The 24,298-nt window shown below is 59.7% G+C and carries 20 protein-coding genes; 13 read left to right on the top strand and 7 right to left on the bottom strand.

Annotated elements, in window-relative coordinates; genetic code table 11:
* Positions 1–130: 130 nt before the first annotated feature.
* The 5 genes from bcsN to ACYJRZ_RS16180 are packed head-to-tail and all read left to right on the top strand — an operon-like array spanning position 131 to position 9,307.
* Positions 131–1,114, top strand: coding sequence for a cellulose biosynthesis protein BcsN (gene bcsN / locus ACYJRZ_RS16200; protein WP_459460448.1), 984 nt, complete (start codon positions 131–133; stop codon positions 1,112–1,114).
* A 57-nt stretch (positions 1,115–1,171) separates the two neighbouring features.
* On the top strand, positions 1,172–3,361 hold the full coding sequence (gene bcsA / locus ACYJRZ_RS16195) for a UDP-forming cellulose synthase catalytic subunit (RefSeq protein WP_459460446.1): 2,190 nt from the start codon (positions 1,172–1,174) through the stop codon (positions 3,359–3,361).
* Entirely contained in the window at positions 3,361–5,868 is a 2,508-nt protein-coding gene (locus ACYJRZ_RS16190) for a cellulose biosynthesis cyclic di-GMP-binding regulatory protein BcsB (RefSeq protein WP_459460444.1), read from the top strand. Before bcsA ends, ACYJRZ_RS16190 begins: the two co-directional genes overlap by 1 nt.
* A complete protein-coding gene (locus ACYJRZ_RS16185; protein ID WP_459460442.1) occupies positions 5,865–6,914 on the top strand; it encodes a glycosyl hydrolase family 8 in 1,050 nt (349 codons plus the stop codon). Before ACYJRZ_RS16190 ends, ACYJRZ_RS16185 begins: the two co-directional genes overlap by 4 nt.
* Entirely contained in the window at positions 6,905–9,307 is a 2,403-nt protein-coding gene (locus tag ACYJRZ_RS16180; RefSeq protein ID WP_459460440.1) for a cellulose synthase, read from the top strand. The genes ACYJRZ_RS16185 and ACYJRZ_RS16180 overlap by 10 nt, the downstream gene beginning before the upstream one ends.
* Positions 9,308–9,353: 46 nt before the next feature.
* Here the strand turns inward: ACYJRZ_RS16180 and ACYJRZ_RS16175 are convergent, their stop codons facing one another.
* The 5 genes from ACYJRZ_RS16175 to ACYJRZ_RS16155 all read right to left on the bottom strand — a co-directional run bounded on the left by ACYJRZ_RS16175 (position 9,354) and on the right by ACYJRZ_RS16155 (position 14,787).
* Complete coding sequence (locus ACYJRZ_RS16175; protein WP_459460438.1) at positions 9,354–10,277, bottom strand: SMP-30/gluconolactonase/LRE family protein; 924 nt, start codon at positions 10,275–10,277, stop codon at positions 9,354–9,356.
* Positions 10,278–10,310: 33 nt separating this feature from the next.
* Positions 10,311–11,261 (bottom strand): ABC transporter permease, encoded by a 951-nt coding sequence (locus ACYJRZ_RS16170; protein WP_459460436.1) that lies wholly within the window; start codon positions 11,259–11,261, stop codon positions 10,311–10,313.
* Positions 11,258–12,202, bottom strand: a complete 945-nt coding sequence (locus tag ACYJRZ_RS16165; RefSeq protein WP_459460434.1) for an ABC transporter permease — start codon at positions 12,200–12,202, stop codon at positions 11,258–11,260. Before ACYJRZ_RS16165 ends, ACYJRZ_RS16170 begins: the two co-directional genes overlap by 4 nt.
* Complete coding sequence (locus tag ACYJRZ_RS16160) at positions 12,199–13,689, bottom strand: sugar ABC transporter ATP-binding protein (protein ID WP_459460432.1); 1,491 nt, start codon at positions 13,687–13,689, stop codon at positions 12,199–12,201. The genes ACYJRZ_RS16165 and ACYJRZ_RS16160 overlap by 4 nt, the downstream gene beginning before the upstream one ends.
* Before the next feature lie 81 nt (positions 13,690–13,770).
* Positions 13,771–14,787 carry a substrate-binding domain-containing protein gene (locus ACYJRZ_RS16155; RefSeq protein ID WP_459460430.1) on the bottom strand — a complete coding sequence of 339 codons (1,017 nt, stop codon included), beginning with the start codon at positions 14,785–14,787 and terminating at the stop codon, positions 13,771–13,773.
* A 297-nt stretch (positions 14,788–15,084) separates the two neighbouring features.
* On the opposite strand from ACYJRZ_RS16155, the gene ACYJRZ_RS16150 reads away from it, so the two are divergent.
* The 3 genes from ACYJRZ_RS16150 (at position 15,085) to ACYJRZ_RS16140 (ending at position 18,681) form a co-directional block, all read left to right on the top strand.
* Positions 15,085–16,323, top strand: coding sequence for a GAF domain-containing sensor histidine kinase (locus tag ACYJRZ_RS16150; RefSeq protein ID WP_459460620.1), 1,239 nt, complete (start codon positions 15,085–15,087; stop codon positions 16,321–16,323).
* Positions 16,320–17,051, top strand: coding sequence for a response regulator (locus ACYJRZ_RS16145; protein WP_459460429.1), 732 nt, complete (start codon positions 16,320–16,322; stop codon positions 17,049–17,051). The genes ACYJRZ_RS16150 and ACYJRZ_RS16145 overlap by 4 nt, the downstream gene beginning before the upstream one ends.
* 100 nt (positions 17,052–17,151) lie before the next feature.
* The gene (locus ACYJRZ_RS16140; RefSeq protein ID WP_459460427.1) at positions 17,152–18,681 is read left to right on the top strand and encodes a UxaA family hydrolase; all 1,530 of its coding nucleotides are present in this window, start codon (positions 17,152–17,154) and stop codon (positions 18,679–18,681) included.
* 12 nt (positions 18,682–18,693) lie between these two features.
* On the opposite strand, the gene ACYJRZ_RS16135 is transcribed toward ACYJRZ_RS16140, so the two are convergent.
* Positions 18,694–19,689, bottom strand: a complete 996-nt coding sequence (locus ACYJRZ_RS16135; RefSeq protein ID WP_459460425.1) for a GntR family transcriptional regulator — start codon at positions 19,687–19,689, stop codon at positions 18,694–18,696.
* Here ACYJRZ_RS16135 and ACYJRZ_RS16130 point away from each other — a divergent pair.
* Positions 19,680–19,967, top strand: a complete 288-nt coding sequence (locus ACYJRZ_RS16130) for a helix-turn-helix domain-containing protein (RefSeq protein WP_459460423.1) — start codon at positions 19,680–19,682, stop codon at positions 19,965–19,967. The two genes, ACYJRZ_RS16135 and ACYJRZ_RS16130, sit on opposite strands and share 10 nt — an antisense overlap.
* An 18-nt stretch (positions 19,968–19,985) precedes the next feature.
* Here the strand turns inward: ACYJRZ_RS16130 and ACYJRZ_RS16125 are convergent, their stop codons facing one another.
* Positions 19,986–20,882, bottom strand: coding sequence for a GntR family transcriptional regulator (locus tag ACYJRZ_RS16125; RefSeq protein ID WP_459460421.1), 897 nt, complete (start codon positions 20,880–20,882; stop codon positions 19,986–19,988).
* Positions 20,883–21,067: 185 nt separating this feature from the next.
* On the opposite strand from ACYJRZ_RS16125, the gene ACYJRZ_RS16120 reads away from it, so the two are divergent.
* From ACYJRZ_RS16120 to ACYJRZ_RS16105, 4 genes are read left to right on the top strand one after another with little or no spacing between them, the layout of a single operon-like run.
* Positions 21,068–22,204: a mannitol dehydrogenase family protein gene (locus ACYJRZ_RS16120; RefSeq protein ID WP_459460419.1), complete on the top strand. Its 1,137-nt coding sequence runs from the start codon at positions 21,068–21,070 to the stop codon at positions 22,202–22,204.
* Positions 22,201–22,884 carry an amino acid ABC transporter permease gene (locus tag ACYJRZ_RS16115; protein WP_459460417.1) on the top strand — a complete coding sequence of 228 codons (684 nt, stop codon included), beginning with the start codon at positions 22,201–22,203 and terminating at the stop codon, positions 22,882–22,884. Before ACYJRZ_RS16120 ends, ACYJRZ_RS16115 begins: the two co-directional genes overlap by 4 nt.
* Positions 22,885–22,895: 11 nt before the next feature.
* Positions 22,896–23,549, top strand: a complete 654-nt coding sequence (locus ACYJRZ_RS16110; protein WP_459460415.1) for an amino acid ABC transporter permease — start codon at positions 22,896–22,898, stop codon at positions 23,547–23,549.
* Positions 23,533–24,261, top strand: coding sequence for an amino acid ABC transporter ATP-binding protein (locus ACYJRZ_RS16105; protein ID WP_459460413.1), 729 nt, complete (start codon positions 23,533–23,535; stop codon positions 24,259–24,261). The genes ACYJRZ_RS16110 and ACYJRZ_RS16105 overlap by 17 nt, the downstream gene beginning before the upstream one ends.
* Positions 24,262–24,298 lie beyond the last annotated feature (37 nt).

The raw sequence follows: 24,298 nt of genomic DNA, 5'->3' as shown, positions 1-24,298 counted from the left end.
CGGCCAAAATTAACCATCGGTTAACCATAGTCGCCTTTATTTGTTATAGTAGACACAAAGACTTGATTCCAACGATCGTCGCGCGATTTGCCGATGAATGTCACCACACGGGATTGCCGCGATCTAAGAGATGCATTTTTCAAAGACGATAGCGTTGATGATACTGGCCTGCATCGGCGCCGGTTGCTCCACAACCGGCCAGGTTCGCCAATCGATCGGCGTGGAAACGGTCACGAGTGACAAGGCGCTGGCATTTCCGCCGCCAGGCGGACCGGCGATCATAAACGTGGTCGAGCGCAGGCATGGCAAGGATGTCGAGCAGACGATCGCGCTCTCCACCTCGTCTTCCGTCTCAGGCCAGAACTTCCTCAAGATCCAATTTCAGGGCATAACAGGGTCCAATCCGGGGCTCGGAAGCCGGCCGTTCGATACGATCAAAGACCGCGTGATCGCCCGCGAAATGGCGACCGTAGTACCCGGCGTTCGGCTCGCCCGCTCGGCGACTTTCGTCCAGAATAACTACGGTCCCTTCGGCTATGCCTCCGGCCAGAGCCGGGTGGGCGATACATGTATTTACGCCTGGCAGCAAGTGAAGGCCGGTTTTGCCCCACAGCAGGAGCAGCGCAATTTTGGCATGGTACAGGTACGCATTCGGCTCTGCGACGCCCACGCGAGCGAACGCCAGCTATTGAGCACCGTCTACGGCTATACCATCGCTGGCCATTTTGCCGGCGCCGCGCTTAACCCTTTTGGCGCGCCGCGCGGTGCTGATGCCGTTCTCGGCAAACCGGGCGAACTCGTCTATCCAGACGCGACGCCCTACCGCACGGCGCCGATTAGCATCGGTTATCAGCCCTCCTCCGTCACAACGCGTCCGGTAATCAGGCGCCCGCCGGTGGTGAGCCAGCCTCAGCCGCAAGCGGCACCAGCGATGCCACCGATGATCGGACCGCGCGTGCCGTTGCCGGATGGTCAGGCAGATCCATCGCAGCCAAATGGTGGAAGCGGCGGCAGTTCATCGGCCGCACAGCCGCCCGCAAATACCGCAAGCAAAATCATCATGCCTTTACCGGACTGTAACGGGGCAACTGGCATATCTCAGGGGTGCCGCTAGCAGCGGCCCGCTTGGGGCGCCAGGATGGCGTCTGGCAATACCTTTGAAGGGACACCGATGCAGACTGCACGCAGCATCTTGATATGGGCCGTGATAGCGCTATGCGGGATCGTCCTTATAACCTTGCCGGTCAACCTTCAAACCCAGCTGATTGCCAGCACCGTTGTGGTCACCCTGATGGCGATCATCAAGATCCTCAAGCGTCAGGGAACATGGCGGCTGGTGGCACTCGCCTTCGGCACCGCCATCGTGCTGCGCTATGTCTATTGGCGCACGTCCTATACGATACCCCCCATCAACCAGCCGGAAAACTTCATTCCCGGCCTACTGCTCTATCTCGCCGAAATGTACAACGTAGCGATGCTGATGCTCAGCCTCTTCATCGTCGCCACCCCGCTGCCGCCACGAACTAAGCGCGCTTCCGAAACCAAGAACTTCCCGAGCGTCGATGTCTTCGTTCCGTCCTATAATGAAGACACCAATCTTCTGGCCAACACGCTTGCCTCCGCCAAGGCGATGGACTATCCGGCCGACAAGCTGAGGGTATGGCTGCTCGACGATGGCGGCACTTTGCAGAAGCGCAATTCGACAAAGATTTTGGAATCGCAGGCGGCAATCGCACGCCATGACGAACTCAAGAGGCTCTGCGCCGATCTCGATGTCGAATATCTGACGCGCGACCGCAACGAACATGCCAAAGCCGGCAATCTCAACAACGGACTGGAGCATTCGAACGGCGACCTGATTGCGGTTTTCGATGCCGACCACGCGCCTGCGCGTGATTTCCTGCGCGAAACCGTCGGCTACTTCGAGGACGACCCGAAGCTTTTTCTGGTTCAGACCCCGCATTTCTTCATCAATCCAGACCCGCTGGAGCGCAATTTGCGCACTTTCGACAGCATGCCGAGCGAGAACGAGATGTTCTACGGCATCATCCAGCGCGGTCTCGACAAATGGAATGCCGCCTTCTTTTGCGGTTCGGCCGCCGTGCTTAGCCGCAAGGCGCTGCAATCGCAAAATGGCTTTAGCGGCATCAGCATCACGGAAGATTGCGAAACCGCGCTCGCGCTTCATGGTGCAGGTTGGAACAGCATCTATGTCGATAAGCCGCTGATTGCGGGCTTGCAGCCGGCAACCTTCGCAAGCTTCATCGGCCAGCGCAGCCGCTGGGCGCAGGGCATGATGCAGATTCTGCGCTTCCGCTTCCCACTCCTGAAGCGCGGTCTGACGCTGCCGCAGCGGCTCTGCTACATGTCGTCGACGCTATTCTGGTTGTTTCCGTTTCCGCGCGTCATCTTCCTGTTTGCGCCACTCTTCTATCTTTTCTTCGATCTCGAGATCTTCACGGCATCGGGCAGCGAGTTTCTCGCCTATACGCTTGCCTATATGCTCGTGAACCTGATGATGCAGAACTACCTCTATGGGTCGTTCCGCTGGCCCTGGATTTCCGAGCTTTACGAATATGTCCAAACGGTGCACCTATTGCCGGCGGTTATCTCGGTCATGCTCAATCCCCGAAAGCCGACCTTCAAGGTCACTGCCAAGGACGAGTCGATCGCCGTCAGCCGGCTTTCGGAAATCAGTCGCCCGTTCTTCGTTATTTTCGCCGTTCAGATCATCGCGCTGGCGGTCACAATCTACCGCGTCTATGCGGAGCCCTATAAGGCCGACGTTACGCTTGTCGTCGGCGGCTGGAACGTCATCAATCTCGTTCTTTCCGGCTGTGCGCTTGGCGTCGTCTCGGAACGCGGCGAGCGCGCGTCTTCACGGCGCGTGCGGGTCGATCGCCGCAGCGAGTTCGGGATCGATGGCCGGTGGCATTCCGCTTCCATCGAGGACGTTTCCGTCCACGGTGCGAGATTGAATGTCTTCAACAAGGATCTGGAGCCGGTCAATGTCGGCTCAGAAGCAACCATACGCTTCCAGCCCCATAGCGGCGCCGAGATGGTGACCCTGTCGGTGATCGTCCGTAATATCGAACAGATGGGAGATATCACCGCCATTGGCTGCCAGTATATTCCGAAGGGCGCTGCCGACCACCGCCTGATTGCCGATCTCGTCTTTGCCAATTCCGATCAATGGACGAAGTTCCAGCAGGCGCGGCGGCGCAATCCTGGCATCATCCGCGGGACCTTCTGGTTCCTGAGCATGTCGCTTTATCAGACCAGCCGCGGCCTGCTCTATCTGTTCAAAGGTGTGGGCTCGGATCGCACGCAGCAGCGGCGGGATGCGAAGGCGAGAAGCTGATGAACCGCGCCCTCCCTCTCCTCCTGCTTCTCCTTGGCGCCGTCACAGCACAGGCACAGACGACGCCGTTCGACATGTCTGGTGAGCGGCCGAAAGGCGAAACGCCAACGGTACCTCAGATTATTATTCCGCAAACCGCGCCGCAGAGGGAGTCCCCGAAAACAGTAGCGCCTCCGGCCACTACTCCTCAAACCATCGCACCTCAGACCGCGGCTCCTCAGGTCGCCCCACCTTTGGTCGTGACGCCGCCGGCCGTTACGCCGCAGACCTCTGCGCCACAGGCAGTCCCGCCTGTTGCTCCCGGGCAGACAACGCCACAAGCGGCGGGAAAGATAAAGCAGGCGACCGCCGGCAACGACGTTTCGGCCTTCCGCCGCTATATCGTTCCCTTCGCAAAGCTGCGATTGGAGGGCGAGGCCGATCGCAAGTCCTGGTCGATCTACCTGACGCCCGAGCAGGCGGCAGCCCCGGCGAAACTCACCTTTGCCTATCAGAATGCAGTTGTCGTCGCTCCCGAAGCATCGCAGATCACCGTTCTGGTGAACGACCGCGCCGTCCATCAGCAGCAGATCGGCTCCTCGGACAACGAGTCCGATATCAGCTTCGACATTCCGCGCGGGCTCCTGCAACCCGGCGCCAATCTATTGACCTTCGAGGCGACCCAACGCCATCGCGTCGACTGTGACATTGCGTCGACCTACGAGCTTTGGTCCGATATCGATCCCGCCAGAACCTATCTCAGCTTTGCCGGCCGCGACGCGGAGAAACTGTCGACGACCGATGCCATCCGCGCAATCGGTATCGACGGCACCGGCAAGACGCAATTCAATCTCGTCGTGCCAGCCCTGGCTCAACCAGAGACGACCAAGCCGATCCTGCATCTGGCACAGGGACTGGCGCTTCTGAGCGGAATGCCGAACCAGGCCTTTTCATTCGGCACGGATGCCCTCCCCACGCCCGGCCCCGGCAAAATGACTGTGGTCGTCGGCACGCCAGCGGAGCTGCAGCCCATCTTTACCGTTCCGGCCGCAGCCCAAAACGGGGCGCTCGCGGCCTTTGCGACAGACCCGCGCAGCGGTCAACAGCTTCTTCTTGTCAGCGGCCCCTCCTGGCAGGCGATCTCGTCTGCGATCGACTTGGTGGTGTCGCCGACCGAACGCGCGCCAGGCATCCGCCGGGATCTGTTGGTAACGCAGCGATGGTCCGCACCCGACGCGCCGCTGATCTATTCGGGCACCAGCCTTTCCTTCGAGCAGTTGGGCGTCAGGACGACAGAATTCTCCGGCCGTCGTTTCCATACCAGCTTCAACGTGGCAATCCCCTCCGATTTCTATGCGAATGCCTATGGCGAGGCGACCATCCTGCTGGATGCGGCCTATGCCAAGGATGTGCGGCCGGGCAGCCATATCGACGTCTACGTCAATGGCAGCATCGCCACGACCAAGCCGATCACAGCGACGGGGGGCGGCATTTTCCGGCAATTGCCCATCCGCATCACCATGCGCCATTTCAAGCCGGGCCTGAACACCATCACACTTGAAGCCATGTTGCTGGCCGATGAGGATACCGCCTGCGCGCCTGCCGCGACATCGAGCACGACACCGCGATTTGCATTATTCGACACGAGCCAGTTCACGGTGCCGGATTTCGCGAGGATCGCACAGCGCCCGAATCTGGCGGCTCTTGCCGGCACAGGCTACCCCTACAGCCGCGAGACCGAGCCCGCCGCGCTCTTCATCGACCGCCCGGATGCCGACACCTTGTCCGCGACCGCAACGCTCCTGGGCCAGATGGCGCTCACCGCCGGTCACCCCATCCCTTTCGAACCGACCGCCTCGCCGAATACCGTCGGCACCCGTAGTGCGCTGTTCATAGGATCCGTTTCGCAGCTGCCGTCGACAATCCTTGCGCAAATGAACATCTCCGCTGCGAGCCAGGTCGCCTGGCGTCCGCCCGCCCCTGGCCAGGGCAATATCCCGGAAGCTTCCGTGACGATCGCCGATTGGCGCACGCGCATCAATGGCGGGATGTTGCAGGGGCAGATGCAGAACTTCCAGCAATGGATGCATCGCAATTTCGACATTACTCTGAGCTCGCTGCGCTTTATTCCCAGCTCCGAACAGATGTTCACACCATCGAATGCAAACAGCTTCCTGATCGCCCAGGAGGCAAATCCGACCAATGACGCAACCTGGACCGTCGTCACCGCGCCCAGCGCCGGAGATCTGCGGGCGGGCGCCGAGGCGATGAGCGCGCAGCATACCTGGTCCCAGATCAGCGGTCGCATCACGGTCTATTCCGGCAAGACGGGGAAAATCGACACGGTGCCCGTGAGCCGATTCAGCTTTGTCGTCTCCCAGCCCTGGTCGCTGACGAATTATCGGCTGATTGCCGCAAACTGGCTTTCCAGCAACATATTGTCCTATGCCTTGCTATTCGTTATCGGCTCCTTCCTGCTCGGCGTGAGCACGGCAAGCGTTCTTTCCAAGATCGGCAGGCGCGAATGAAGCTTTGGTGCCTTGTTCTTGCTATCTGCAGCGTGGCCATATTGACGACAGCGCAGCCGGCTGCCGCTCAACGAGCGGCGATCGATCCTCAGGCCTGGGCTGCCTACAAGGCGAAGTTCCTCGATGTGAATGGTCGCATCATCGACAACGGCAATGGCGGCATTAGCCATAGCGAGGGGCAAGGATACGGCATGCTGCTTGCCTACCTGGCCAACAATCCGGCCGATTTCGAACAGATCTGGTATTTTACCCGCACGGAGCTGCTGCTGCGCGATGACGGGCTTGCCGTCTGGAAATGGGATCCGGCCGTCATCCCCCATGTGGCAGACACGAATAATGCCTCGGACGGCGACTTGCTGATTGCCTACGCACTGGCCCTGGCGGGTTCGGCTTGGAACAACAGGGATTACCTGCAGGCGGCCGCAAGCATGGCGAGATCCATCCTTGCCCATCTTGTTATCACGTCCGCGGGGACGACGCTGCTTGTCCCAGGCGCGGAGGGTTATCGGCCGCCGGGGCGCATAGACGGGCCGATCGTCAATCCATCCTATTGGGTCTTCGAAGCAATCCCTGTCATGGCGCTGCTGGTGCCTTCCGATCGCTGGCAGAAGCTCAGCAACGACGGCCTTGCCCTGCTGCGCTCCTTGCAATTTGGCCCGCGCAAGCTTCCTGCCGACTGGGTCAGTCTCAAGGCGAAACCGGAACCGGCGGAGAGCTTCGAGGCGGAATTCGGCTATAATAGCGTCAGGATCCCGCTTTACCTAGCCCGCGCCGGGGTCGACGACAAGGCGCTGCTTTCGCGTCTGCAGCAGGGAATGACCGTCGCGGAGGATGAGCCGGCCACGATCGATCTGACGACCGGCAAGCCGAAGGACATGCTTCCCGACGCGGGTTATAGAATTGTTAACGATGTTGTGGCGTGTGTGGTGAGCGGTACGAAACTGCCTGCTTCGGTTCGGCAGTTCACGCCATCACTTTACTACCCGGCCACCTTGCAGCTGTTGAGCCTGGCTTTCGTCACGGAGAAGCATCCGGAGTGTTTATAAAGTCCACCTTGATCATGGCTTTCCTGGCCGTCGCCGTGGCGGGGTTTACGCTCGCGACGAAGGATCACGATTCGCCGGAAGACAAGATCAAGCTGGCAAAGTCGGCGCGCCTCGAACCGCAGGCGATACTCGTCGCCGATAGTAGCTCCGGAAAGCCGATCGACTTGCAAGCACTCGCCGACCATATACAGGCGGCTGCACCATCGGCTGTTCTCTCTGACCCACCCTCCAAGCCGGCAAGTGAGAGCACCACCGACGCAATCGCCCAAGCTTCGCAACAGCAGGCGCAGCCGCAATCAATGCAGCCGTCAGCTCAACAGACAAACCCGGCGCAAGCTGTCGATAATCAGCCGAAGGTCGACGAAAGCGCATTGCGCTATTTTGCAAGCCGGGGCGACAAGGCCAGACTGCAGGCCGAAATCTCTCGGCTGCAGGCGCTCTACCCGAATTGGAGGCCGCCTGCCGATCCGCTGGCTATCCCGCAAAACAGCGACAAGCAGCTCGAAGCCATGTGGCAGCTCTATTCAGAAGGCCGATATGCCGAGGTGCGCAAGGCTGTCGCCGACCGTCAGGCTGCCGAAGCTGAATGGCAGCCGCCCGCCGATCTGCTGGAGCGGCTCGATATCGCGGAAGCCCGCACCCGGCTCGTCAACGCGTCAGATCTGAAGCAATATCAGACCGTAATCGACATCGGCGCCAAAACGCCGAGCCTGTTGACCTGCAGTGATATCGATGTTCTCTGGCGCGTTGCCGAAGCCTTCGTCCGCACGGATCGCGCAGCTCGCGGCCAGGACGCCTACAAATATATCCTGAAGACCTGCACCAATCCGCAGGAAAGGCTCGCGACCATCCAGAAGGCGGCGGCCCTCCTGCCCTATCAGCCAATGCAGGATCTTTTGGCTCTTGAAAGGCCAGACGGCAATGGCGGACGGGAGTTCGACGGCATAAGGATTGATCTGGCTCGCCGCTTCGTTGCGCAGGGCAATGACGATCCCAAACTGACTGTATCGCAGGATTATCTATCCCAAGTCGAGCGTGTCGCCCGCAGCCAAGGTCTCGCCTCCGATGATGCGCTCCTCGGCTGGTATTACTTGCGCCGAAGCGATTATTCAGACGCCGAGCAATGGTTCAAGGCCGCCCACGAGAAGGAAGATTCGGCAACGATCTCACAGGGCTTGGCGCTGGTGCTGATCGCTGATCGCAAGCCGCAGGAGGCCGAAGACGCCATGTATAAGTGGCGAAACGAATCCAAGGATGCGATGGCGACCTATCTTGCGGCAACCGCCAATCTGATTGCGCTGCAACCACCGGCCAATCTCAGTGAAGATGTTCTCGGTCGTATTGCCGCGGAAGTCGTGAAGCAGAAATATGTCCCGACGGCCCAGCAATTCGGGTGGTTTGCGCGTTTGATGAACCAGCCGCAGGCCGCTGCCCGCTGGTTCGAGACCGCTTTGCGCTGGAAGCCGGACGACGAACCCTCCGCCTACGGCCTTGCCATCACCCGCAATCAATTGAACGACCGGCTGGGTGTTGCCGAAATTCAGAGGTTGTGGGCCGGTCGCTCGCAACGCATCGCCGTGCTCGGCGAGCCAGCCCCACGCACGCCGGCATCGGAACCGCTGCCATCGCCCAGCCAGGCCGGACCGTCGACACCACAAACTCTGCCCCAAACATCGATGCCGCAAGGCACAGCGCAGAATGTGCCGCCAGCAGTCTCCCAGGCTGCACCTCAGCCTCCGGCGACACGGCCCTACGTCAACGCGCAGATGCCCGACCAACCGATCGCGCCCGCTCGTCGTGCGCCGTCTCAGGATTATGCTGAACCGCAGACCAGCATCCGGGTCGCCACCCGCTCGGCACGGAACACGGCTGGATGCAAGACCACCATCAATGCGCAGTTGCTGACACCTGGCAATGCTCTTTCCCGTGGCTGGTGCCTGATGAACCTCAATCGGCCCATGGAAGCCGTCGAAGCTTTTGGCGTCGCCTTGAACAACCCGGACCCGAAGTCGCGCGAAGAGGCAGCCTATGGGCAAAGCTTGGCCTATCTGCGGGCAGGCCTCACCAATGATGCGGCCGTCGCCGCCACCAAGGCACCGATGAACCACCAGCGCGCCGCCGAATTGCAGGTCGCCATACTGGCCGACCGCGCGCTCTCGGCCTTCGAGGGCAAGCGTTATCACGAGACTTTGCTCTATCTCGACCAGCGAGCGCAACTGCAGCAGGAACGCGTCGACCTGATGGTGCTGCGCGGATATTGCTATCTCAATCTGAAAATGTACGACGACGCCGAACGCATCTTCACCGCCGTCGCCGCAACCGGGAACCGAGACGGCAGCCGCGGTCTGCGGGACCTGCAGCTTACGCTACATCCACCGCGAGGGGAGTATTAGGTGCCATCAAAGCTTGCAGGCACCAATCGCAGCGACTTACATGCAATTAGGGTACCTGCGCCCCAGTTGCCGTCGTGAAGACCCGATAAAGCGACCGCGTCGCAGCAACGAAAAGCTGGTTCCGTTTCGGGCCGCCAAATGTAAGATTAGCAACCGTCTGTGGTATTTTGATTTTACCGATCAAGCTGCCGTCTGCTGCAAAACAATGAACGCCGTCGCCTGCGCTTGTCCAGATATTGCCGTCGACATCGGCGCGGAAGCCGTCCGGAATGCCGGTGTCGATGTTGCAGAAGACGCGGTCGTTTGCGAGTTTCTTGCCGTCCACGACGTCGAAGACGCGAATGTGGCGGGGCGCGCTGATGTCGTGGCTTGCGGCGGAGTCGGCGACATAAAGCTTCGTCTCGTCCGGCGAGAAGGCCAAGCCGTTTGGCTGGCGGAAGTCATCCACCACCACGTCCAACGTCTTTGTCGACGGATCGAGGCGGTAGACGTTGCGGGTCGGCTGCTCCGGATCCGCCTTATAACCCTCGTAATTCGAGAGAATTCCGTAGGTCGGATCGGTAAACCAGATCGTTCCATCGGAGCGGACGATCACGTCGTTGGGCGAGTTCAGACGCTTGCCTTTATAGCTCTCGGCAAGCACGGTAATCGAGCCGTCGATCTCTGTACGCGTCACACGGCGGCCGCCATGTTCGCAGGATATCAACCGCCCTTGGCGATCGCGCGTATTGCCGTTGGCGAAGTTCGAGGGTGAGCGGAAGGTCGAGACATTCCCGCCCGGCACCCATCGCAGCATGCGCTCGTTGGGAATGTCGCTCCAGATTAGGCATCCGACATCGGCAAACCACACCGGCCCCTCCGCCCAGCGGCAATCGGAATAAAGCTCCTCCAGACCGGCGCTCGGGACGATCAGATTGCGGAAGCGCGTGTCGTAAATTTCGTAAAGGGAAGGAGGAGCGTCGTTGGACATCGCAGTTTTCCTAGGGGTCTTTTGGGAGAGAGTTCAGCGCCCGCCAACGGGGCGGCCGCCAGCCACGAGAATGACGGCAATGATGATCAGGCCGGTCAGAACGAGCCTTGGTCCTGCGCCGAAACCGTAAGTGTTCAACATGGAGACGACCAGGAACATGAACAGCGAGGCACCCCATATGCCCGGCACGTTGGAATCGCCACCGGCAACAGCCGTCCCGCCGATGATGACGACGGCAATCGACATCAACAGATATTCCGCGCCCATATTGAGGGCGGCACCGCCAGAGAAGCTTGCGAGCAGATAGCCGCAGATCGAGGCGAGAATGGCGCATAGCACATAGGTCGCAAGCCTCGTTCCGTCGACCGGAATACCGGCCATGCGCGCCGCGAACATGCTTTGGCCGATCGCCGAGATCCAGCGCCCATAGATCGTCTTCTCCAGGAGGATCCAGGCAAGTGCCGACAGCAGCAGGGCGACGATGGCGACATTTGGTATGCCGAATACCCCCGATGTCGTAAACTCGGCCAGATATTCGGGCGGCTTGATACGCAGGCCGCGATTGCTCCAGATGGCGGTCGACTGAATGATGAAGCTCATCGAGAGTGTCGCGATGATCGGCGGAATGCGCAGCAGCTTGATCAGTGCATAATTGCCGATCCCGATGCCAAGGCCGATGACGACCGACACTAGCAGGCCCGGCACGATCATGCTGTCTTCGACATTCATGAGTTTCAGCGCGATGGTACCGGCAAGCGTCATGGTCGCCGGCACGGAAAGATCGATATTGCCAGGCCCGAGTGTGATGACGAACATCTGCCCGACGCCGACGATGACAGAGAATGCCGCAAAGGTGAGTGCCGCCTGCGACAGGCCGACGGAGCTGGCGCCGCCGGTAAAGAGAACGGTGATGATCCACACCGCGATTGTGGCGATGAAGGACCAGATCCAGGGTTTGCGGCCGAGCGTGGCAAGCGCGATCATGATTGTTTCTCCCGCTTTTCGACGCGATTGAGCAAGAGCCTCAGGGCAAGCACGATGATCAGGATGGCGCCCTGCGCTCCGATCTGCCAGTCGGGCGATATCCGCAGAAACGACAGGAAGGAGCCCGCCAGGGTCAATGTCAGTGCGCCGATGACGGCACCGACGGGCGAGACACGGCCGCCGGTAAACTCTCCGCCGCCGAGGATGACGCCGGCAATCGACAACAAGGTATAGCGCAGCGCGATATTCGCATCCGCCGAGGTGGTCAGCCCAACCAGCGCAATACCGGCCAATACGGCGAATAAGCCCGCCAGCGCATAGGCCGCGGCACGCAGTCTGACGACGGACCAGCCAGCACGCTGCAGCGACCGCTGATTGCCGCCGACGCCGCGGATCAGCACCCCGAAAGAGGAGCGCATGACGATCAGATGGGCAAACAGCGCGATGACGATGCTGGCTATGATCGCGATGGGGACTAGCGGCGGCTTCGAAGTCATCAGCCAGCGCGCCCAGTCGGGCGCGGTACCGCCCGGTGCCGGCAATAGCAGAACCGCCAAGCCACCCCAGACAAAGCTCATACCGAGCGTCACCACGATCGAGGGCAGATCCCTGATATAGATGACGATGCCAATCGCGGCATAGACGGCAATTGCGGCCGCCAGAATGAGGATCCCGATGAGCGGCGCCGACTGCAGATAGGTCGCCGCCACGCAGGCCGTGAAGCTGACGAAGGTCCCCATCGACAGATCGAGATCGTTGACCGACATGATCATCATCTGCGCGATCGTCGCAAGCGCAATCGGCACGGCGAGATTGAAGAGCAGGTTGAGGCCGATATAGCTCATGGCGCGCGGCTGCAGATAAAAGACCGCGGCGAGCAGCACGGCAAGCGATAGCGCCGGAATGAGCAGGCGCAGGGTAGCGGAAGACGGACGGCTCATGCGCCCTCCCCGGCAAAGGAAGCCGCCAGCACATTTTCCTCCGTGATTTCGTCTCCAATCAGTTCCGCAACAATAGCGCCGTCGCAAAAGACGTAGGCGCGGTCGCAAAGCCGGATTTCGTCCATCTCGGTCGAATACCAGATAAACGTTCGGCCGGACGAAGCCTCGTCGCTCAAGATCCTGTAGACCTCCTGCTTGGTACCGATATCGACACCGCGCATGGGATCGTCCATCAGCACGATCGGCGCCGTCGTGGCCAAGGCGCGGGCAAACAAAACCTTCTGCTGATTGCCGCCGGACAGGGACAAGATGCCGTTCGCCATCGTCGGCGTACGGATTTCGATGCGCCCCTTCCAGTCCGCTCCAAGACGATCCTCACGCCCGCGATCGATGACCGACAGACGCGAAAAATCGCTGAGCGAGGCTATGCTGAGGTTTTTCAGGATGCTCCAAAGCGGAAACGTGCCGTTCAAGCTCCGGTCGCCGGCGACGAAGGCGATATTGCCTTGCCTGCCCGGCAGCCAGTTGTGTGAAAGCGAGCGATGGAGATCTAGCAGCATGTCGGTCTGGCCATGGCCGGCGAGCCCGGCAAGTCCTATCACTTCGCCCCTGCGGGCATTGAAGCCAAGGCCCTTTCCTCCCCGCGCCGGCAGTGCAAGCAGAGGAGACGATGTGGCATTCTCCGCGCTTTTGCGCTTACGGTCCTGTTCCTTGACAACACTGCCCATTGCCTGGACCAGGCTGTTGACGGTGAAATCCTGAGCAATGCGATCGGCGACGACGCGGCCGTCCTTCATGACCAGAATTCGGCTTGCGGTCGAAAGGATCTCACCGAGAATATGCGAGATCAGCATAACCGCCCCGCCTGTTTGCACGAAGCTGCGCACATAGGTCATCAGCTGAGCGGCCAGTCCTGCATCGAGCGAGGAGGTCGGCTCATCGAGGATCACCAGCTTCGGTTTCTCGCCGACAGCACAAAAGGTGATCGCGATCTCCACCATCTGCCGCTCGGCGATCGAGAGCTCGCCGACGGTCCGCATGACGTCGATCCTGTGGCCAGGGAAAATTTCGCCGAGCTTGGCGCGAACGATTGCCGCCGCCTGCCGCCGCCAATTCCAGCCGGCAAGGCCGCGATGGACCACCCGCATGTTCTCGACGACGGTGAGATTGGGCGCGAGCGACAATTCCTGAAAGACACAGCGGATCCCGTGGGCGCGCGCTGCGTTGATGCCGTGCACGCTGTCATCTCCCTCGTAGGTAACGCTGCCCTCGTGCGGGCTGAGGCCGCCGTTGATGACGTTGACGATCGTCGACTTGCCGGCGCCATTATGGCCGACGAGCCCGATGCACTCGCCTGCATGAACCGTCAGGTCGGCGCCATCGAGCGCCTTTACAGCACCGAAATGCACCTTGATGCCACGGGCGGAGACGACGGCCTGCTGACCGGCATCCTGTCTCTTTAAAACATTGTCTTTGGCTGCAATCATGGATCGTCCGGGTCGGGCGTTATATCGGCAGGCGCCGCCTTTTTACCGGCAGCGCCCGTCTCTACGGCTCGCAGATATCGGTTACTTCGCCGCCGCGATGACTTTCTTGGCGTCGTCGAGCGTATATTCGACATTCGCGACACCGCCCGCCTGCGTGTTGGCAAGATTGGTTTCGAGATTGTCCTGATCGATGCGCAGGAACGGCACGACAAGGTCCTTCTTCACCGGCTGGCCATCAAGGATTTGCTGGGCGACCCAGAAGGCGAGCGTCGAGACGCCGGGCGCGATCGAGACGGACATGGTCTCGTAGCCGCTGGCATCCTTCTCCTTCTTCCACCAGGCAAGCTCATCCTGGCGGTTACCCATCACGATGGTCGGCATTGGACGCTTGGCGGCGGCAAAGGCCTGGGCAGCACCATAACCGTCACCGCCCTGGGTCACGACCGCGGCAATATCGGGAAGGCTCGGCAGGATACCGGCAACAGCGCGCTGCGCCACATCCTGAGCCCAGTCGCCATGAACCGAGCCGACGATCTTGAACTGCGGATATTTGGCGGCAGCATCGTGGATACCGGCCGAAATCTCGTCATCGACAGAGACGCCGGCGAGCCCACGGATTTCGAGTACATTGCCGCCCTTTGGCATCTTCTTGGCAAGATATTCGATCTGGCTGGCACCCATGCCCTTGAAATCGACGGCGATGCGCCACGCGCAGGGTTCGGTGACGATGCCATCGAAGGAAACGACGACGATCTTGGCATCGCATGCTTCCTTGATCGCGCCATTCAGCGCGGTCGGCGAGGCAGCGTCGATAACAATCGCATCATAGCCCTGCAGAATCATGTTCTGGATCTGGGCAGCCTGTTCGGTAGCCTGGTTTTCAGCCGTCGTGAACGGGTCGGCCGCGGCAACGACGCCAGTCTTGACCGCTTCGCCCGTCACCTTCTGCCAGCTGGTCAACATAGCTTGGCGCCAGGAGTTACCGGCATAATTGTTCGACAAGGCAATTTTCTTGGATGACGTATCTGCAAAAGCAGCACCCGGCGCGGCAACACATGTGATGACGGCGGATGCCATAAGCATCTTGGCAATATTCATTTTTTCCTCCCAAAGCGCCTGTACTTCATCTTCCAGGCAAAGATTTTCGAGCGCGCTCCTCAACGAACGATCGAAAATAGTATTTGCACTGAAGGTTACCCTGTCAGTAGAAACAGGATGTCCGAGATTGTGACGCTTGTACAGGCGCTTAAAGGGCTGGACCTTGCGGGATCCCGCAGAAAAGATGCGCAAATCCGCAAGACGGATCGCTCGGATCGGCGCTTAATGGTGCTGGAAATTTGCATGCTGCGCAGCCGGAGGAGCAGAGGTCTGCGCATTGCCTGGGGAGGGCGTGTCTTGCGCGATCTGGCGCCGCAATCGGTCTTCGACCACTATCTCAACATATCGAGGCTTCTTGCCGGCCAGCTCGACTTTCACTCCGTCATCCAGGCTGTCGCCGCAGAAATCAGCCATGTCATCCCGCATGACCATCTCGACGTCTGTATCATGCTCGTGGACGAGCAATTTCACACGGCCTACGAGAGCGGGCTCGAAACCGATTGGGGACGCCGGTTTCCGGCGCCGGTCAGCAACAGCCCCATTCGCACGCTTCTCTGGGGCGAGACAGATTACCTCTTAACCGACGATGCCTGGAACGACCCGCAATTCCATTTCCAGGGCGCTTTTTCACACCCAATCTTTCATCAATCGCTGCATAGCCGCGTGCACGTGCCCCTGAAGGTACAGGGTCATGTCATCGGTGCGCTTTCCTGCTCGAGCCACCAGACCAGCTTCTACACGATGCAGCACTTGGAAAGCGCCCGCGTCATTGCCGATCTGCTAGCACCCCATTTTTTCGCTATCCGCGCCGCCGACCAGGCTAAACGCTCGGCCATCGTGGAAGCCGAGGCGCGGGCCCGTGAGGAGGGTCTTCGCCTCGGCGCTCTGAAGCTGACTGAGGCGCTGGAGGCTGAGCGTCAGCGCATCGGCATGGACCTGCACGACCAGATTCTCGCCGATCTGACCCGCCTCTCCCGTCGGTTGGAAAGGCTCGCCCGCCAGCCCGATGTGACCGGTGAAGCGCTTGAGCCGCTCTTTCGCGGACTGCAACACAGCATGCACGATCTCCGCCAGATTATCGAGGAGGCCAAGCCCTCTGTCCTTCAACTGTTCGGCTTCGCCCAGGCGATCGAGAACCATCTCGAACGGTCGATCCAGGAAAGCGGCGCGACTTTGACCTGGACAATCGACGACGAGACCGGCGGCGCGATCGACTGTCTTGAACAGTCGGTGTCCATTGCCCTGTTCCGCATCGCGCAGGAGGCCATCAACAACGCCATTCGCCATGCCCAGGCCGGCAACATTGCGGTTCATCTGAAAACGGCTGAGGGTGCGGTCACCATTGATGTCGTGGATGACGGTGTCGGACTTGGAAATACCCGCAGATTATCTGGCGGCGGCATCGAAAACATGCGGACGCGCGCGCGGCTGATCTCAGCGCGTTTCGCGATCAAGGCCGCAGCCGCCTCCGGTGGAACGATCGTCAGCGTCAGCCTGCCCGCCAAGGCGCAGAGGGACGAAGGAGCTGCCGCATGAAGGTTCTGATCATCGAAGACGACCCGCTCCATCGCTCCTATCTCAATGAGGCGATCCGTGCTGCCCTTCCCGAATGCGACGGCGTGCTGGAGGCTGAAAATGGCAATGCGGGCGAACGGCTGGCAAGAGACTTAAGGTCGTCTCATATTGTCATGGATCTGCAGATGAGCCAGCGCAATGGCATCGAGGCGGCCCGCACGATCTGGAAGGAGCGACCGGAGACGCGCATCCTTTTCTGGTCGAACTATTCGGACGAGGCCTATGTTCGCGGCGTCTCGCGCATCGTGCCTGCCGGCGCGGTCTATGGCTATGTCCTGAAATCGGCCTCGGACGACCGGCTGAAACTAGCGCTGCGCAGCATCTTCATCGAAAGTCAGTGCGTGATCGACCGCGAGGTGCGCGGCATGCAGCAAAAGAGCCTCGGCAACGTCAACGGCTTCACCGAGGCAGAATATGAGATCTTGATCGATATCGCCCTTGGATTGACCGATCGTGCCATCTCTCAAAGGCGTAATCTCTCGGTCCGCAGCGTCCAGAACCGATTGCAGCAGCTCTATGTGAAACTCGGCGTCTATCAGCCGCTCGGCGGCCAAGAGGATGATGGCCGTTTTAATCTGAGAGCGCGCGCGGTCGCCGTGGCCTTCCTAAGAAAACTACTCAACCACAGCGCGCTCGAACGTGCGGAAGCCGATCTTTCCGCCTGGTTGGCGCGCCAACCGCGCGACTGAAAGCAAGCCTTGCCAGCGACGTCGATCTTGCTTGACGTCTTCCCTCGAACAATCGTCTATTGCTAGCAATAGACATTAATCCAACCATACGGAACTTCCCATGTCCGCCGTTTCGCCTGTCATCCTGCTCAACCCCATTGACGATGTCGCGGTCGCTCGCGCGATGATCCGCGCCGGCAGCGCGACCGGCATTGACGGCCTGACTGCTGTCGACCAGATCCCGCGCGGGCACAAGGTGGCGGTGCGTGACATCCAGGCAGGCCAGGAGATCCGCAAGTTCGGTCAGCCGATCGGCGTCACGACACAGTTCATTCCGGCCGGCGGCCATGTTCATCTGCAGAACCTGGCGGTAATCGAATCCGACCATTCCTATCAGTTCAGTGTCGATATCGAAGAAACCGGCATGCTGCCGCGCGAGAGCCGTCGGACCTTCATGGGCTTCAACCGTGGCGCAGGTGGCGTCGGCACGCGCAATTTCATCGGCATCATCACGACGGTCAACTGCTCGGCAACTGTCTCGAAATACATCGCCGAACATTTCAATCGCACCGGCGGGCTTGAGGGCTTCGACAATGTCGATGGTGTCGTAGCGCTGACCCATGGCGGCGGCTGCGCCATTAACACTCAGTCGGAAGGCTATCGCTATCTGGCCCGTACCCTCCAGGGCTATGCACGGCACCCGAATTTCGGCGGCATCCTGATGATCGGGCTTGGCTGTGAAACCAATCAGATCGCGCCGATCCTGGAACATTACAAGCTGGAGGAAGGAAACCGGCTACGCACCATGACGATCCAGGATCTCGGTGGCACCCGCAAGACGATCGCCGCCGCTTCCGAAATGATCAAAGACATGCTGCCGGAGGTGAACTCAGCCAAGCGCACTGTCCAGCCGCTTTCCGGTATCAAGCTTGCGCTGGAATGCGGCGGCTCCGATGGATATTCGGGCATTTCGGCCAACCCGGCGCTCGGCTATGCCTCCGACCTCCTCGTGCGCAATGGCGGCACTTCGGTTCTGGCGGAAACGCCGGAGATCTATGGCGCGGAACATCTGCTGACGCGCAGGGCGGTTACGCCCGCCGTCGCCGAAAAGCTGCTCTCCCGGATTGAATGGTGGCGTGACTATACCCACCGCAACGGCGCGGAACTGAACAACAACCCGTCTTATGGAAACAAGCTCGGCGGATTGACGACGATCCTCGAAAAATCGCTCGGGGCGGTCGCCAAGGGCGGTTCCATGCCACTCAAAGCCGTCTACGAATATTCGGAAATCGTCGACGAACCCGGTTTCGTCTTCATGGACACGCCCGGTTACGATCCAGTCGCAGTCACCGGCCAGGTCGCCGGAGGCTGCAATGTGATCTGTTTCACGACGGGTCGGGGCTCCGTCTCCGGCTTCAAGCCTGCGCCTTGCATCAAGATCGCCACCAACACCGAGATGTACAACCACATGCGCGAGGATATGGACATCAATTGCGGTGACATCGTAAGCGGCGACGACACAATTGAGGCGGCCGGCGAACGGATCTTCGAAGAGATCATCGCCGTCGCCTCCGGCAAGAAGACCTTGAGCGAGACCTTCGACTATGGCGATAATGAATTCGTTCCCTGGCAGGTCGGCGCCATTACCTGACGCCGTCCCAAATCAGGTGATGAAGCTGTATTCGTCCGGCTGGTAATGCTCGCGTATAAAGGCGGCGCGCGCCTGCACACTAGGCTGTGAATTGCTGATGTGATCGCGCATGGCTTTCCGCAGCCCTTGCTCGTCGCGCTTTTGCACCATCTCGAACACGCCGATATGCTCTCCGAGAAACGGCTCGTATTCCGGCCTCTTGATGCGGCTGCCGACGACGTGCTTGCTGAGCGTCAGGATGCAGTGCGTTCGCTTCAGAATATTCAGGAATTCCTTGTTCGGACAGGCCTGAAGGCTGCGCAGATGCAGGTCCAGCTCCAGCTCGTACATTGCCGAGGCCGAGACGTTGGGATAATCCGCAAGCGCCTGCGACAGGCGCACGAGCATTGTGTCCACATGGTCCCTGGAAAGTCCGTCCAAGGCGCTGGCAAGCGCGACCGGCTCGATCTGCTCGCGCACTTCGTAGAGATCGCGGATGCGCTGGCTGTCGAGCGGGACGATCGACCAGCGAAAACTATCGTCCTTTTCAATGATGCCGAGCGTCTCGAGTCTCAACAGCACATCGCGCGCTACTGCGCGCCCAACGCTGAAATACCGTGCCAACTCGTTTTCATTGATGCGATATCGGCCAAAAAAAGAGCGATGGACGACGATGCGTTCGACATCCTCGTAAAGCGACTGCCATGCGAACATCGGCCTGTCGCCATCGTCATCGAACAATTTGCCGAGATAATCGCCGAGCTTGATCCGCTTCGGCGGAGTTCCCGCGCTGCCGACGATGAAGCCCCGTCCTTCAAGACGCGCGATCAGGCCGCTTTCGAACAACATCTGCAATGCCTGACGAACCGGCGCCCGGCTGCTACCGACCAGATCGACAAGGGCGGCCTCGGTCAACACAACACCCTCAGGCACCGCTCCAGCGAGAATCTCCGTTCTCAATCGCTCGTGAAGCTGCTCATAGAGCCTAATCTTTCGCGGGCCGCTGCTTTCGGCATGGGATGGGTTCATCTCGTTCCATATTTCATCAATGGGTCAGCATCTTCGCCGTCCTCATTACCACATCCAGTTCGAAACTTCGCTCTATGTCCTACTGCAAGGCCCTTCTTGCAAGCACAAGAGACCTTTCGGCAGCCGCTCGCCTGCTTGGCCTAACACGAGCACAGCTTGCCTATCGTATCGACAATGCACGGCGCAGCAGTAACGGCATTCTAGCTCGAGTGTTGAATCGGCTCGCGTGCAAATCTGGATCAAAGCATTGTGAAACTGAACAACTCGTCGTCTCATGATCAAAAAGGTATTTTACCCTAAGGGGGGCCTATCTCAATCGACTTCATCAGCGTTACTCTCGCACTATCGAGATGGGACTTAAGCGTAGCCTCGACTGCGTCGATGTCCCGGTCGCACAAGCTAGAAATATAATTGAGATGCTCCTTCAGCGCCCTGGTATTCCGCTCTTTTTCGTCATCGCGGTTCCATTGATAGGTGTAGTGGAAGATAGCCGAGGTAATATTGTAGAATTCGATCACATATCGATTACGCGATGCGTCGTGTACCAGCCGATGCAAGCGCTCATCCAAAGCGGGAAACTCTTTATATCTGCGATCAATGTCGGCGAGAATGTCGCGATGCTGCGTTTCGATCTCGGCAAGCTCGCGCCAGCAAGGTGCGCTTTTGGGCATTTGGATCAGGTGTGAGGCTGAGCGCATCTCGAACATTTCGCGAACCTCGTAGACTTCTTCGGCAAACTCTGCAGTGATGCCTCGAAATACCCAGGCGCTGTTCGGGCGGCGTTCAATCAGCCCGAAGCGATGAAAGTGCGTGAGGTATTCGCGAATTGTCGTGGTCGAAGTACCAAACTGGCGCGCAAGTTCCGCACTATTCAGCGGCTGTCCGGCACGAAAGTCTCCCTGCAGGATCCACTCCATGAACCGTCGCTCGACGGCTGCAGCAGCCGACATAGTCTGCTTTTCGGGGAAGTAATCTTGAGCGTGCGGCGCGCGCTGCAAGGAATGACCAATCTCATTGAGCCGCAAAACTCCGGCACTTGTCAGCGTCGCCAAAACCGAACGCACCGTTGTCCGGCTAACCGCCAGTCTTAGTGCCAATTCCGACATAGATGGCAATTTCGCATCAATCGCCACATCGGCCAGATAGTCCAGACAGCGATTATATGCACCTTTGTAGACTGCGTTCCCCTTCATTCGAAAGTGCCCCCTTGCGATCCACCCTAATATATAGCCGATTTATTTATATAAAAAACAGTTGACGCGCGAAATCACACCTGTCTTAAATATATAAGAGACAGCGAGAGGGAGGATCGAAGCTTGTCCGGGATTGACTTTGCCAATATGGCACCGGCTCGCGCCGTCTTCGGAAAGACAAACGCGTGAGCGGCCGCATCATCCAATTCGGGACCAGCCGCTTCCTGCAGGCGCATGCGGCATTCTTCGTCCACGAGGCCGCCGAAGCCGGCCAGACGGTCGGCCCGATCGCCGTTGTCCAGACCTCGGGAGACAGTGGCCGAAGTGGCCGCGTCGCAGCCTTCGGCCGGCCCGAGGGCTATCCCGTCATCATCCGCGGCATGTCGGAAGGCAGGACGATCGACCGCACGGTGCATGTGAAAAGCATCGACCGCGGCCTGTCGGCAGCAAGCGACTGGGCCGAGATCGTCAAGCTGTTTACTCACGAGGCGGAATTCGTTGTCTCCAATACGGGCGACACCGGCTACCGGACCGTGGCCAGCGAGGACCGATTCTCATCGACCGATCGCGCCCCGAAATCATTCCCGGCAAAGCTGGCATTTCTTCTTTATTGTCGCTGGCAGTCAACCGCGCGTCCGCTCGTAATATTGCCTTGCGAACTGGTGACAAGCAATGGCCAGCTTCTCAAGAAGGCGGTCGTCGAGAGCGCGCAGCTGAACGATGTGCCGGCGGACTTCTTCGTATGGCTCGACCGCGAGGTCGCCTTCGCCGATACGCTTGTCGACAGGATCGTCTCCGAACCCATCGAGCCGGTTGGCGCCATTGCCGAACCTTATGCGCTCTGGGCGATCCGGCAGGCACCGGGCGTGCAGCTGCCATGCGTGCACGAGCAGATAGTGCTTACGCCCGATCTGGAATCCTACGAACGCCTGAAGCTTCATATCCTGAACCTTGGTCATACCTATCTCGCAGAGATCTGGCAGACCGAAGGCCATGCGGGCGACCAGACGGTGCGCGGCATGCTTGGCGATGCGAACATTAGGCGGCGGTTAGAAGCCCTTTATAGCGCCGAAGTCATCCCGGGCTTCGCCTTCAAGGGCATGGATGACGAAGCCCGGTCGTACGTTGCCACCACGCTTGATCGCTTCTCCAATCCGTTTCTCAACCACCGCATAGCCGATATTGCGCAACATCATGCTCAAAAGGTTGAACGACGCATCGCGGCCTTCCTGGGCTGGGTCGGGAAGGCGCCGATGGCCTATGAGGCACCGATCCTTCGATCGATAGTCTCGCGCTATCCGGCTTCCGGAGAGACTGCATGAGCTATCAATTTGATTTTGATTCCCTCCTTCCTTATTGGAAGGAGTTTGCACTCGGCGTCTGGCTGACACTCCAGCTCTCGGTCGTTTCCACCGTCATCGGCTTCGTTCTCGGTACACTCTGCGCTATTGGCCGCGCCGATGGAGGGCCTTGGGTTCGCACCATCGTCGCCTCTTACGTCGAGGTCATCCGCAATACGCCGCTGCTCGTGCAGGTATTCCTCGTCTATTTCGGCATAGCCACACTTGGCGTCCATGTTTCCGCCAATCTAGCCGCCGTCATAGCCCTCGTCGTCAATGTCGGCGCCTATACATGTGAGATCGTTCGTGCCGGACTGCAATCCGTCCACAAGGCTCAGCTCGAAGCGGCGGAGTGCCTCGGACTGTCGCGCGGCCAGACCTATTGGCATGTGATCATCCGCCCTGCCATCGAGCGCGTCTATCCGGCGCTGACCAGCCAATATGTTCTCTTGATGCTCGCTTCCTCGATCACCTCGCAAATTTCCGCCGAGGAACTGACCGCCGTCGCCAACCGCATCCAGTCGGACACATTCCGCAGCTTCGAGACCTATATCGTCGTCGGCATTCTCTATCTCTTCCTGTCCTTCGTGGTACGCATTGCTCTCTGGCTCCTCGGCCTTGCGATCTTTGTGCGCCGGCGCAAGCTCGGCACAGCACTTTAAAGGACGCGACGATGACAACATTCGGCTTCGTTCATCTGGAATTTCTAGGCTGGGCCGCGCTCTGGACCATCGGGCTTTCAGCAATCGCCTTCGTCGGCGGCGGCATTCTCGGCTTCCTTGTCGCGCTGGCGCGCGTCAGCAGCCTCGCCGCCTTGCGGATGGCGGCGGCGGGCTATATCCAGCTCGTCCAGGGCACGCCGCTGCTCGTTTTGCTGTTCCTCATCTATTTCGGCATTGCGATCCTGGGCTTCGATCAGGTTCCGGCAATCGTGGCTGCAGCCGCCGGCCTCACCATCTACTCTTCCGGTTTTCTCGGCGAGATCTGGCGCGGCTGCATCGAGTCCGTGCCTAAAACACAATGGGAAGCAGCCGAATGCCTGGCGCTATCGCGCTGGCAGCGCATGATCAGGGTCATCCTGCCGCAGGCGCTGCGCATTGCAACACCGCCGACCGTCGGCTTTCTCGTGCAGATCGTCAAAAACACTTCGCTCGCCTCGGTTGTCGGCTTCGTCGAACTGTCGCAGGCCGGCAAGCTCATCAACAACTCGATCTTCGAACCCTTCACCGTCTTCATCGTGGTGGCAGTTTTTTACTTCGCCATGTGCTTTCCGCTCTCTCTGTGGAGCCGCAACCTCGAGAGGAAGCTCAATGTCATCCATCGTTAAACTCGCAAACGTCCACAAAGCCTTTGGTGCAGTCAAGGTTCTCAACGGTGTGTCGTTCGAAGTCGGGCGCGGCGAGGTTGCCGCCGTCATCGGACAGTCCGGCTCGGGAAAATCGACGGCGCTTCGCTGCATCAACGCGCTGGAGACCATCGAGAGCGGCACGATCGAGGTTTGCGATCACGCGGTCCATGATTCCAAGCTCAACAAGAGCGCGCTGCGTCGCGACGTCGGCATCGTTTTTCAGAGCTACAATCTGTTCCCGCACCTCACGGCGGAGCAGAACATCATGCTCGCCCCAACCTGCGTGAAGAAGCTCGGAAAGGCTGCCGCCCGTGATCTCGCGCGCGAGGTGCTCGGTCGCGTTGGTCTCGAGGCCAAGGCCGAGCATTATCCGGAACAGCTTTCCGGCGGTCAGCAGCAGCGTGTGGCGATCGCCCGCTCCCTGGCCATGAAGCCCAAGCTGATGCTCTTTGACGAAGTGACGTCCGCTCTCGATCCGCAACTGACCGGTGAAGTTCTGAAGGTCATGGAGGATCTTGCCCGCGGCGGCATGACGATGATCCTCGTCACGCATGAAATGGCCTTCGCCCGCAAGGTGGCGTCGAAGGTCGTCTACATGCACCAGGGGCAGGTCTGGGAAACCGGGCCGGGTGCAATGCTGGACAATCCGCAGACTAAGGAGCTGCGGGACTTCGTGGGTAGCGGTCTCTAAGACCGAAACGGGAAAAGATTTTTTTGGAAAGACAAAG

The sequence above is a fragment of the Rhizobium sp. No.120 genome, assembly GCF_054558365.1.
The sequence above is the reverse complement of the archived record's forward strand: the minus strand, read 5'-3'. Positions and strand labels throughout refer to the sequence as shown.

Coding starts and splice junctions, on each gene's coding strand:
- ACYJRZ_RS16145 (WP_459460429.1), top strand. CDS start 16,320: ATGAAGGTTCTGATCATCGAAGACGACCCGCTCCATCGCTCCTATCTC.
- ACYJRZ_RS16140 (WP_459460427.1), top strand. CDS start 17,152: ATGTCCGCCGTTTCGCCTGTCATCCTGCTCAACCCCATTGACGATGTC.
- ACYJRZ_RS16105 (WP_459460413.1), top strand. CDS start 23,533: ATGTCATCCATCGTTAAACTCGCAAACGTCCACAAAGCCTTTGGTGCA.
- bcsA (WP_459460446.1), top strand. CDS start 1,172: ATGCAGACTGCACGCAGCATCTTGATATGGGCCGTGATAGCGCTATGC.
- ACYJRZ_RS16185 (WP_459460442.1), top strand. CDS start 5,865: ATGAAGCTTTGGTGCCTTGTTCTTGCTATCTGCAGCGTGGCCATATTG.
- bcsN (WP_459460448.1), top strand. CDS start 131: ATGCATTTTTCAAAGACGATAGCGTTGATGATACTGGCCTGCATCGGC.
- ACYJRZ_RS16170 (WP_459460436.1), bottom strand. CDS start 11,261: ATGATCGCGCTTGCCACGCTCGGCCGCAAACCCTGGATCTGGTCCTTC.
- ACYJRZ_RS16130 (WP_459460423.1), top strand. CDS start 19,680: ATGGGTTCATCTCGTTCCATATTTCATCAATGGGTCAGCATCTTCGCC.
- ACYJRZ_RS16160 (WP_459460432.1), bottom strand. CDS start 13,689: ATGATTGCAGCCAAAGACAATGTTTTAAAGAGACAGGATGCCGGTCAG.
- ACYJRZ_RS16190 (WP_459460444.1), top strand. CDS start 3,361: ATGAACCGCGCCCTCCCTCTCCTCCTGCTTCTCCTTGGCGCCGTCACA.
- ACYJRZ_RS16175 (WP_459460438.1), bottom strand. CDS start 10,277: ATGTCCAACGACGCTCCTCCTTCCCTTTACGAAATTTACGACACGCGC.
- ACYJRZ_RS16125 (WP_459460421.1), bottom strand. CDS start 20,882: ATGAAGGGGAACGCAGTCTACAAAGGTGCATATAATCGCTGTCTGGAC.
- ACYJRZ_RS16155 (WP_459460430.1), bottom strand. CDS start 14,787: ATGAATATTGCCAAGATGCTTATGGCATCCGCCGTCATCACATGTGTT.
- ACYJRZ_RS16110 (WP_459460415.1), top strand. CDS start 22,896: ATGACAACATTCGGCTTCGTTCATCTGGAATTTCTAGGCTGGGCCGCG.
- ACYJRZ_RS16115 (WP_459460417.1), top strand. CDS start 22,201: ATGAGCTATCAATTTGATTTTGATTCCCTCCTTCCTTATTGGAAGGAG.
- ACYJRZ_RS16135 (WP_459460425.1), bottom strand. CDS start 19,689: ATGAACCCATCCCATGCCGAAAGCAGCGGCCCGCGAAAGATTAGGCTC.
- ACYJRZ_RS16165 (WP_459460434.1), bottom strand. CDS start 12,202: ATGAGCCGTCCGTCTTCCGCTACCCTGCGCCTGCTCATTCCGGCGCTA.